General features: G+C 71.5%; 9 protein-coding genes. 2 read left to right on the top strand and 7 right to left on the bottom strand.

What is annotated here, in order from left to right; translation table 11 throughout:
- Positions 1 to 313 precede the first annotated feature (313 nt).
- Positions 314 to 1,330, top strand: a complete 1,017-nt coding sequence (locus ABZX30_RS00595) for a sigma-70 family RNA polymerase sigma factor (RefSeq protein WP_355926976.1) — start codon at positions 314 to 316, stop codon at positions 1,328 to 1,330.
- Here the strand turns inward: ABZX30_RS00595 and ABZX30_RS00600 are convergent.
- Positions 1,214 to 1,600: an STAS domain-containing protein gene (locus tag ABZX30_RS00600; RefSeq protein WP_355926978.1), complete on the bottom strand. Its 387-nt coding sequence runs from the start codon at positions 1,598 to 1,600 to the stop codon at positions 1,214 to 1,216. The two genes, ABZX30_RS00595 and ABZX30_RS00600, sit on opposite strands and share 117 nt — an antisense overlap.
- 107 nt (positions 1,601 to 1,707) lie before the next feature.
- On the opposite strand from ABZX30_RS00600, the gene ABZX30_RS00605 reads away from it, so the two are divergent.
- The gene (locus tag ABZX30_RS00605; protein WP_355926981.1) at positions 1,708 to 2,628 is read left to right on the top strand and encodes an AEC family transporter; all 921 of its coding nucleotides are present in this window, start codon (positions 1,708 to 1,710) and stop codon (positions 2,626 to 2,628) included.
- A 168-nt stretch (positions 2,629 to 2,796) separates the two neighbouring features.
- Here the strand turns inward: ABZX30_RS00605 and ABZX30_RS00610 are convergent, their stop codons facing one another.
- The 6 genes from ABZX30_RS00610 to ABZX30_RS00635 all read right to left on the bottom strand — a co-directional run.
- Entirely contained in the window at positions 2,797 to 4,074 is a 1,278-nt protein-coding gene (locus tag ABZX30_RS00610) for a thymidine phosphorylase (protein ID WP_355926983.1), read from the bottom strand.
- 71 nt (positions 4,075 to 4,145) lie between these two features.
- Entirely contained in the window at positions 4,146 to 4,559 is a 414-nt protein-coding gene (locus ABZX30_RS00615; protein ID WP_355926985.1) for a cytidine deaminase, read from the bottom strand.
- Positions 4,556 to 5,818 carry an ABC transporter permease gene (locus tag ABZX30_RS00620; protein ID WP_355926988.1) on the bottom strand — a complete coding sequence of 421 codons (1,263 nt, stop codon included), beginning with the start codon at positions 5,816 to 5,818 and terminating at the stop codon, positions 4,556 to 4,558. The genes ABZX30_RS00615 and ABZX30_RS00620 overlap by 4 nt, the downstream gene beginning before the upstream one ends.
- Positions 5,818 to 6,936, bottom strand: coding sequence for an ABC transporter permease (locus ABZX30_RS00625; protein WP_355926989.1), 1,119 nt, complete (start codon positions 6,934 to 6,936; stop codon positions 5,818 to 5,820). The genes ABZX30_RS00620 and ABZX30_RS00625 overlap by 1 nt, the downstream gene beginning before the upstream one ends.
- Positions 6,933 to 8,606, bottom strand: a complete 1,674-nt coding sequence (locus tag ABZX30_RS00630) for an ABC transporter ATP-binding protein (protein ID WP_355927370.1) — start codon at positions 8,604 to 8,606, stop codon at positions 6,933 to 6,935. Before ABZX30_RS00630 ends, ABZX30_RS00625 begins: the two co-directional genes overlap by 4 nt.
- A 234-nt stretch (positions 8,607 to 8,840) precedes the next feature.
- A partial coding sequence (locus ABZX30_RS00635; protein ID WP_355926991.1) for a BMP family ABC transporter substrate-binding protein occupies positions 8,841 to 9,338 on the bottom strand: 498 nt, incomplete at its 5' end.

A 9,338-nucleotide genomic window follows, 5' to 3' on the forward strand; every position in this document is an offset into this window, starting at 1 on the left:
GGGCGGGGTTCTGCCGTACCGGCGCGCCACCGGCACGGTCGGGGCCGCCGACGCGCTGCCGCGGGAGGAGTGTCCGGCGCGGTCCGCCCGCGTGGCCGGGCGTCCGGAGGGGTCCTGAGGCCCCGGCACGGCGGTCTTCGCAGCCGTCGCCGGGCAGGTCGTGGTGGCGGCTGGGCGGGGCGACCGTTCCCGAACCGGACCCGCCCTCGCTGACCTGGCGTTCCACGTGCTCCAGGGGCCGTTGTCAGTGGGCTGCGGTAGCTTCCGGGGTGCTGGGCGCGCAGGTGCGCGACGGGACGGCCAGGGGTGGACCATGGGCAACAGCGGCACGGCGACGACGGACCTCGACGTCGCACTGGAGAAGCACCGGACCGAGCTGACCGGGTACTGCTACCGCATGCTCGGCTCGTCCTTCGAGGCGGAGGACGCGGTGCAGGACACCCTGGTGCGTGCCTGGCGGAGCTACGACAAGTTCGAGGGCCGCTCCAGTCTGCGCTCCTGGCTGTACCGGATCGCGACGAACGTCTGCCTGGACATGCTGTCCGCGAGCAAGAAGCGCGCCCGGCCGATGGACCTGACGGAATCGACGCCCCTCGCCCAGGCGGCCCTCACTCCCCGCCCCGACCACACCTGGCTGGAGCCGATGCCGGACGCCCGTGTACTGCCCACGGTCGAGGACCCGGCGGAGGCCGCCGTCGCCAAGGAGTCGGTCCGGCTGGCCTTCATGGCCGCGCTGCAGCAGCTGCCGCCCAAGCAGCGGGCCGTGCTCATCCTGCGCGAGGTGCTGGCCTGGAAGGCGAGCGAGGTCGCCGAGCTGCTCGGCACCACGGTCGCCTCGGTCAACAGCGCGCTCCAGCGGGCCCGGGCGACGCTCGCCGAGCGGGACGACAAGGCCGCCGGGGCGGCGGTGTCCGACCCGCTGGACGACGAGCAGCAGCGGCTCCTGGAGCGCTATGTGAAGGCGTTCGAGGGGTACGACATGACGGCGCTGACGGCGCTGCTGCACGAGGACGCCGTCATGACGATGCCGCCGTTCGACCTGTGGCTGACCGGCCACGGCGACATCACCGGCTTCATGACGACCCTCGGCGCGGCCTGCGCGGGCTCCCGGCTGCTGCCGGTCCAGGTCAACGGGCTGCCGGGCTTCGCCCAGTACAAGCCGGACCCGGAGGCGGGCGGGTTCAGCGCGTGGGCCGTGCAGGTGCTGGAGATATCAGCGGGGCGGATCACCGGGTTCCACTGCTTCCTCGACACCGGGCGCTGGTTCCCGCTCTTCGGCCTGCCCCTCCACCTGGAAGCGGAGGCCGACCAGGTCGAGCAGGGCGCGTAGCGCCGGGGTGGGGTCGCGCAGTCGTATCCGGCCCCCGGCCCGGCGGGCGGCCAGCTCGAGACGGGCGAGCAGGTCGACGGCACCGAGCCCGCAGGGCCCGAGCCCGGCCACGTCGCATACGACGACCCCGGCCCCGGAGGCGTTCAGCAGCGCCCGCACGTCGTCACAGAGCCCGCTCACCTCGTCCTGGGTGACGGGGCCGGGCAGCACGAGTACGGCGGGTGTGTTGGCGTCCACGTACGGTAGACCGCCGGGCCGGCCCCGACTCATCGTGGGCCTTCCGCCCTGAGCCGGCCCCGGCCCCGGACCCGGCTCCGTCTCCGGTCCGGCGGAGATCACATTGACCCGCTCCCCCGCTCGCACGGAGGGTTGGCCCTGTGCAGGGGGTGCTGAGCGGGTTCGCGGTGATCGCGGTCGTCATCGGGGTGGGCTATGTGCTCGGGCGACGCGGCTCGCTCGGCGATCAGGGCCGCGAGGTGCTGACCGGGCTGGCGTTCACCGTGGCGGGTCCGGCGCTCCTGTTCACCACCCTGGCCAGGGCCGACCTCGCGGTGCTGTTCTCCAGCCGCCTGCTCGTGACGGCTCTGAGCACGGCCGCCGCCTCGGGCGTCTTCGTCGCGGTCGGCTCGCTGTGCCGCTGGGGGGTGGGCCGCACCACGATCGGGGCCCTGTGCTCGGGCTACGTCAACTCGGGCAACCTCGGCATCCCGATCGCCGCGTACGTCCTGGGCGACGCGTCCCTGGTGGCGCCGGTGCTGCTGTTCCAGGTCGTTCTGGTCACCCCGGTCGCCCTCACGGTGCTGGACCTCTCCGGCACGGGCGAGAAGGGCACGGTGTGGCGCCGGCTGCTGACCCCGTTGCGCAACCCCATAGCGGTGGGCTCCCTCACCGGAGTCCTGGTGTCGGCGGCGGGCCGGCAGGTCCCCGGCCCGGTCATGGCTCCCCTCACCCTGATCGGCAACATGTCCGTCCCGGCGGCCCTGCTGGCCTTCGGCATGTCCCTGCACGGCAGCGCGCTGCCCGGCCGGGGACGGGACCGCAACCCGGTCCTGCTGTCGGTGGCGCTCAAGTCGGTGGGCCAGCCGGCGGTGGCGTGGGCGCTGGCGTGGGGGGTCTTCGGCCTGCACGGCGCGCCGTTGCTGGACGTGGTGGTGACGTCGGCCCTGCCGGCCGCGCAGAACCTGTTCACCTACGCGAGCCGCTACCGGGTGGCCGAGGCGCTGGCCCGGGAGTCGGTCCTGCTGTCGACGGTGGTGTCGGTGCCGGTGCTGGTGGGGGTGGCGGCGGTGCTGGGGTGAGGGTCAGTCGACGGGGAAGTCGCCGGTGTCGATCGTGAGCGCGCTCAGGGCGGTCTCCTATCGGTGCGTCACCGATCCCAGCATGCCGAAGGGGACCGGTGCGGGTCCACCGGTCCCCTTCACCCGAACGGGTCGTGACGCCGGCGGCCCCCGGCCGCGGGCGCCTGGTCAGGCGATGCGTTCCAGCACGACGGGCGACGCAGTGAAGCCGGTCCCCGGGGCCGCGATGTCGTACGAGCCCTCCAGTGCCTGGAGCGCGTACTCGAAGCGCTCGGGGGTGTCGGTGTGCAGGGTCAGCAGCGGCCGTCCCTCGGTCACCGTGTCGCCCGGCTTGGCGTGCATCTCGATGCCGGCCGCCGCCTGCACCGGGTCCTCCTTGCGGGCGCGGCCCGCGCCGAGGCGCCAGGCGGCGACGCCGATGCCGTAGGCGTCGAGGCGGGTCAGGACACCGGAGGACGGGGCCTTGATCACGTGCTGCTCACGGGAGGTGGGCAGCGCGGCGTCCGGGTCGCCGCCCTGGGCCGCGAGCATGCGGCGCCAGACGTCCATCGCCGAGCCGTCGGCCAGGGCCTTCGCCGGGTCCGCGTCCTTCACGCCGGCCGCGTCGAGCATCTCGCGGGCCAGGGCGAGGGTCAGCTCGACGACGTCCGCGGGGCCGCCGCCCGCGAGGACCTCGACCGACTCGCGGACCTCGAGGGCGTTGCCCGCGGTGAGGCCGAGCGGGGTGGACATGTCGGTCAGGAGCGCGACCGTCCTGACGCCGTGGTCCGTGCCGAGGCCGACCATCGTGGACGCCAGCTCACGGGCGTCCTCCAGGGTCTTCATGAAGGCGCCGCTGCCCACCTTCACGTCCAGGACCAGCGAGCCCGTGCCCTCGGCGATCTTCTTCGACATGATCGACGAGGCGATCAGCGGAATCGCCTCCACCGTGCCGGTGACGTCGCGCAGCGCGTACAGCTTCTTGTCCGCCGGGGCGAGGCCGTCGCCCGCCGCGCAGATCACCGCGCCGGTGGTGTCCAGGACGTGCAGCATCTCCTCGTTGGAGAGCAGTGCGCGCCAGCCGGGGACCGACTCCAGCTTGTCGAGGGTGCCGCCGGTGTGGCCGAGGCCGCGGCCGGACAGCTGCGGGACCGCCGCGCCGCAGGCGGCGACCAGCGGGGCCAGGGGCAGGGTGATCTTGTCGCCGACGCCGCCCGTGGAGTGCTTGTCGGCGGTCGGGCGGGACAGCGAGGAGAAGTCCATGCGCTCGCCGGAGGCGATCATCGCGGCGGTCCAGCGGGCGATCTCGCGCCGGTTCATGCCGTTGAGCAGGATGGCCATCGCGAGTGCGGACATCTGCTCGTCGGCGACCTCGCCGCGGGTGTACGCGTCGATGACCCAGTCGATCTGCTCGTCGCTGAGTTCACCGCGGTCCCGCTTGGTGCGGATGACGGAGATGGCGTCCATGGCCATGACGTTCCTTCCGGAAGTGCGAAGTGCACGGCCCCCCTGCGGTGGTCAGGGGGGCCGTACGGGACTTACTTGGTGAGATGGTCCGGGCCGAAGGCCTGGGGCAGCATCTCGGAGAGCGGCAGGACGCCCGCGGGGGTGTCCAGGAGCAGGTCGGGGCCGCCGAACTCGTAGAGCAGCTGGCGGCAGCGGCCGCACGGGACGAGCAGTCCGCCCGTGCCGTCCACGCAGGTGAAGTGCGTGAGGCGGCCGCCCCCGGTGCGCTGCAGCTGCGACACCAGGCCGCATTCGGCGCACAGGCTGATCCCGTAGGAGGCGTTCTCGACGTTGCAGCCGCTGACCGTGCGTCCGTCGTCGACCAGGGCGGCGACGCCGACCGGGTAGCCGGAGTAGGGGGCGTAGGCGTGGGACATGGCCTCGCGCGCCTCGGCCCGCAGTGCCTCCCAGTCGAAGCCGGCCGAACCGGTCCCGGGCGTGGTCACTTGCCCTGTCCCTTCCGGTACGGCAGGCCGTCCGCCTTCGGCATGCGCAGCTTCTGCGCGGACAGCGACAGCACGAGCAGCGTGACGATGTACGGGGTGGCCGTCACCAGCTGGCGCGGGACCTCGTGGGTGGAGGCGTACCAGACGAACATCAGGGCGGCGATGACGACCGTGACGACGGCGGGGACGTACTTCTTCCGCCACGCCAGGTAGGCGGCGCCGAACACCAGCAGGATCGCCAGCAGCAGGATCAGCGCGTGCACGTTCACCGTGCCGCCGCGCAGGTTGAGGCTGTCGGTGTAGCCGAAGAGTCCGGCGCCGAGGGCGAGGCCGCCCGGCATCCAGTTGCCGAAGATCATCGCGGCGAGACCGATGTAGCCGCGGCCGGCCGTCTGGCCGTCGAGGTACACGTTCGAGGCGACGATGGACAGGAACGCGCCGCCCAGGCCCGCGAAGCCGCCGGAGATGATCACCGCGAGGTACTTGTACGTGTACACGTTGACGCCGAGGGACTCGGCCGCCACCGGGTTCTCACCGCAGGAGCGCAGGCGCAGGCCGAACGAGGTCCGCCACAGCACCCACCAGGTCGCCGGGACCAGGGCGACCGCGACGACGGTCAGCGGCGACAGGTCGGTGACCAGGCCGCCGAGCAGGCCCGCGAGGTCCGAGACGAGGAACCAGTGCTTGCCGTTGAGCGTGTTCAGCCAGTCCGACAGGCCGGGGACGCTGAATTCGCCGAGGGAGTCGATCGGCGGGGACTGCTTGGTGGAGCCCTGCGGGGCGTCGGCGAAGGTGAACTTGGACAGGTAGCGGGTCACTCCGAGGGCCAGGATGTTCAGCGCCACACCGGAGACGATGTGGTTGACGTTGAACGTGACCGTCGCGACGGCGTGCAGGACGGCGCCGAGCGCACCGCCGACGATGCCGAAGACGACACCGGTCCAGGGGCCCCACTGGTAGCCGGCCCAGGCGCCGAACCAGGTGCCGAGGATCATCATGCCCTCGAGGCCGATGTTGACGACGCCCGCGCGTTCGGCCCACAGGCCGCCGAGGCCCGCTAGGCCGATCGGCACCGCGAGCTGGAGCGCGGTGGACATCTGCCCGACCGAGGTGATGCCGTCCGCGCCGGTGATCAGGCGGACGATCGAGGTCAGTACCAGCACGCCCGCGATGACCAGCAGGAGTACCGGGAGCGACATACGGCGGCCGCCCTTGCCGGGCTGCTTCGCCTGCGGCTTGGCGATGGTCGCGGTGGACATCAGGCAGCCACCTCCTTGTCGGTGTTCGTGGCGGCGGCGGCCAGCTCGGCGCCGACCCGGCGCTGCTGGCGGCGCAGGGCCCACTGCTGGACGGCCGCGTACGAGATGACGACCGCGAAGACGATCAGGCCCTGCATGATCGTGGCGATCTCCTTGTCGTACGCCACCGGGGTCGCGTAGTCGAGGGCGGGCGAGGCCTTGTCGAGGAAGGCCCACAGCAGGGCGGCGAGCGCGATGCCGCCCGGGTTGTTGCGGCCGAGCAGGGCGATGCCGATGGCGGTGAAGCCGAGGCCCGCGGGGAAGCTCAGGCTGTAGGTGTGGGTGTCGCCGAGCAGCAGCGGCAGGCCGGCGAGGCCGGCGATGGCGCCGGAGATCAGCATGGAGACCAGCACCATGCGCTTGGCATCGACGCCGGAGGCCGCGGCGGCGGTCTCGGAGGCGCCGGTGGCGCGCAGGTCGAAGCCGAAGCGGGTGCGGTTCAGGACGACCCAGTAGCCGGCGCCGAGGAGGACGGCGAGGAAGACCAGGCCGTAGATCTCGCCGACGTCCGAGCCCAGGTTGATGCCCGGGAACCAGCCGGACTTCTTCATGACACCGGTCGTCACGTTGTCGCCGAGCTGCACGCCCCACACGTCGGTGAGGGTGACGTAGCCGATGACGGCGGTGGCGATCGAGTTCAGCATGATCGTCGCGACGACCTCGCTGACGCCGCGGGTGACCTTCAGGACACCGGCGATGCCGGCCCAGAGGGCACCGGTGCCCATGGCGACCAGGAGCAGCAGCGGGACCTGGAGCACGGCGGGCAGTCCGACGTGCGCGCCGACGACGGCGGTCATCACCGCGGCGAGGCGGTACTGGCCGTCGACGCCGATGTTGAACAGGTTCATGCGGAAGCCGAGGGCGACCGCGATGGCGGCGATGTAGTACAGCGACGCCTGGTTGATGATCAGCACCTGGATGTCCGAGTACGGCAGCTGCTGGAGCATCAGGACGTAGGGCTCGATCGGGTTCTTGCCCGAGGCGAGCAGGACCACGGAGGTCAGCACGATCGCCAGGACGAGCGCGATGACCGGTCCGGCCACCGCGACGAGCACCCGCTCCTTGTCGAACTTCTTCATCGGGCCTCGTCCTCCGGACCGGCGTTGTCGGCGCCCTCGGGGGCGGTCTCTTCGTGCTCCAGGTGTCCGGACGCGGCACCCGTCATGGCCGAGCCCAACTCCTCCGGCGTGATGGTGGCCGGGTCGGCGTCGGCGACCAGCCTGCCGTCGTAGATGACGCGCAGGGTGTCCGACAGGCCGATCAGCTCGTCCAGGTCGGCGGAGATCAGCAGCACCGCCAGGCCCTCGCGGCGGGCCTCGCGGATGCGGTCCCAGATCTGCGCCTGGGCGCCTACGTCCACGCCCCGGGTGGGGTGGGCGGCGATCAGGAACTTCGGGGCGTGGCTCATCTCGCGGCCGACGATCAGCTTCTGCTGGTTGCCGCCGGACAGGGAGGCCGCGGTGACGTCGATGCCGGGGGTGCGGACGTCGTACTCCTGGACGATCCGGCGGGTGTCGGCCTGGGCGCCCTTGGGGTTCAGCCAGAAGCCCTTGGCGTTGGGCCGCTCGGTGACGTGGCCGAGGATGCGGTTCTCCCAGAGCGGGGCCTCCAGCAGCAGGCCCTGGCGGTGCCGGTCCTCGGGGATGTAGCCGACGCCGGACTCACGGCGCTTGCGGGTGGGCCAGGGGGTGATGTCCTCGCCCTGGAAGAGGATCTGCCCGGAGTCGGCGTGCTTGGTGCCGATCAGGGCGTCGATCAGCTCGGTCTGGCCGTTGCCCTCGACGCCGGCGATGCCCATGACCTCGCCGGCGTGGATGGTGAAGGTGACGTCGTCGAGGACCTTCTTGACCTCGCCGGCGGGCGCGAACTCGGTGAGGCCCCCGGCGGCGGGCTCGTCCTCGGCGCCGAGGGAGACGTGGCCGCGGGCGTGCACGGTGAGGTTCCTGACCTCCAGCACCGCGCGGTCGGTGACCGTGGACTCGGCGGTCTGAGGGGTGGGCAGCTCGCTGCCGACCATCAGCTCGGCCAGCTGGCGCGGGGTGGTCTCGGACGGGATCGCGGTCCCGACCGTCGTACCGCGCCGGACGACGGTGATGTCGTCGGCGACGGACAGCACCTCGCCCAGCTTGTGGGAGATGAAGATGACGGACAGGCCCTCGGACTTCAGCTCGCGCAGGTTGTCGAAGAGCGCGTCGACCTCCTGCGGGACCAGCACGGCGGTCGGCTCGTCGAGGATCAGGGTGCGGGCGCCGCGGAAGAGGACCTTGAGGATCTCCACGCGCTGGCGGTCGGCCACGCCGAGGTCCTCGACCAGGGCGTCCGGGCGGATGCCCAGGCCGTACCGGTCGGAGATCTCCTTGATCTTCCGGCGGGCGCCGGCGCCGATGCCGTGCAGCTTCTCGCTGCCGAGCACCACGTTCTCCAGCACGGTCAGGTTGTCGGCCAGCATGAAGTGCTGGTGGACCATGCCGATGCCGCGGGCGATGGCGTCCGCCGGGCTGGAGAAGCTCACCTGCTCGCCGTCGACGGCGATGGTGCCCTCGTCCGGCTTCTGCATGCCGTAGAGGATCTTCATCAGCGTCGACTTGCCGGCGCCGTTCTCGCCGACGAGCGCGTGGACGGTGCCCTTGCGGACCGTCAGGTGGATGTCGTGGTTGGCGACGACACCCGGGAATCGCTTGGTGATGCCCGCGAGCTCGACCGCGACTGTCGACTGAGCGGTGAGCGGAGGGCTGCTGGACGCGTCGATGGCGCACTCTCCTCGGGAAAGGGGCCGCTCTACGCGCGTAGCGCCCCTGCTTTAAATAGTGCCCGGATCCGATCGAACTTGATCAAGAAGCATCTCTCGAACAAGAAGCCGATCCGGTTCCGAGCATTGTGCCGCGCGAACGGGGTGCGGCAGGTCATCCTCTCCGCACCCCGTTCCGTGGCCGTAACGCTGCCATTACAGCGCCCTGTTGGCCAAGGCCCGCGACCCGGATCGTCAGGAGGTCTTCACCTTGATGGTGCCGTTCTTGATGCCCTCTTCGGCCTTCTTCACCGCGGCCTGCAGGTCGGCGTTGCCCTTGAAGGCCGGGTTGGAGTCGGACAGGCCGACGCCGCCGTTGTCCAGCGAGCCGCGGATGTCGCCCGAGAGCGGCTTCTTGTCCTTGAGGACGGACTTGGCGAGGTCGTAGACCGCGCCCTCGACGTTCTTCAGCGCCGAGGTGAGGATGGAGTCCTTGTACTTGGCGAGGGCGGCCTGCCGGTACTGGTCGGAGTCGACGCCGATGGCCCACACCTTGTGCGCGGCGGCGGACTTGATCACGCCCTGGCCGGAGAGGCCGGCCGCCGCGTAGACCACGTCGGCGCCCGCGTCGATCTGGCCGTTGGCCGCGTTCTCACCCTTGTCCGGGCTGGAGAAGCCGCCCTCCTGGGCCGTCTGGGTCAGGTACTGCGACTCGACCTTGATCTTCGGGTTGACCGACTTGGCACCCTGGAC

The sequence above is a fragment of the Streptomyces sp. NPDC004542 genome (genome assembly GCF_040610035.1).
Classification (GTDB): Bacteria; Actinomycetota; Actinomycetes; order Streptomycetales; family Streptomycetaceae; genus Streptomyces.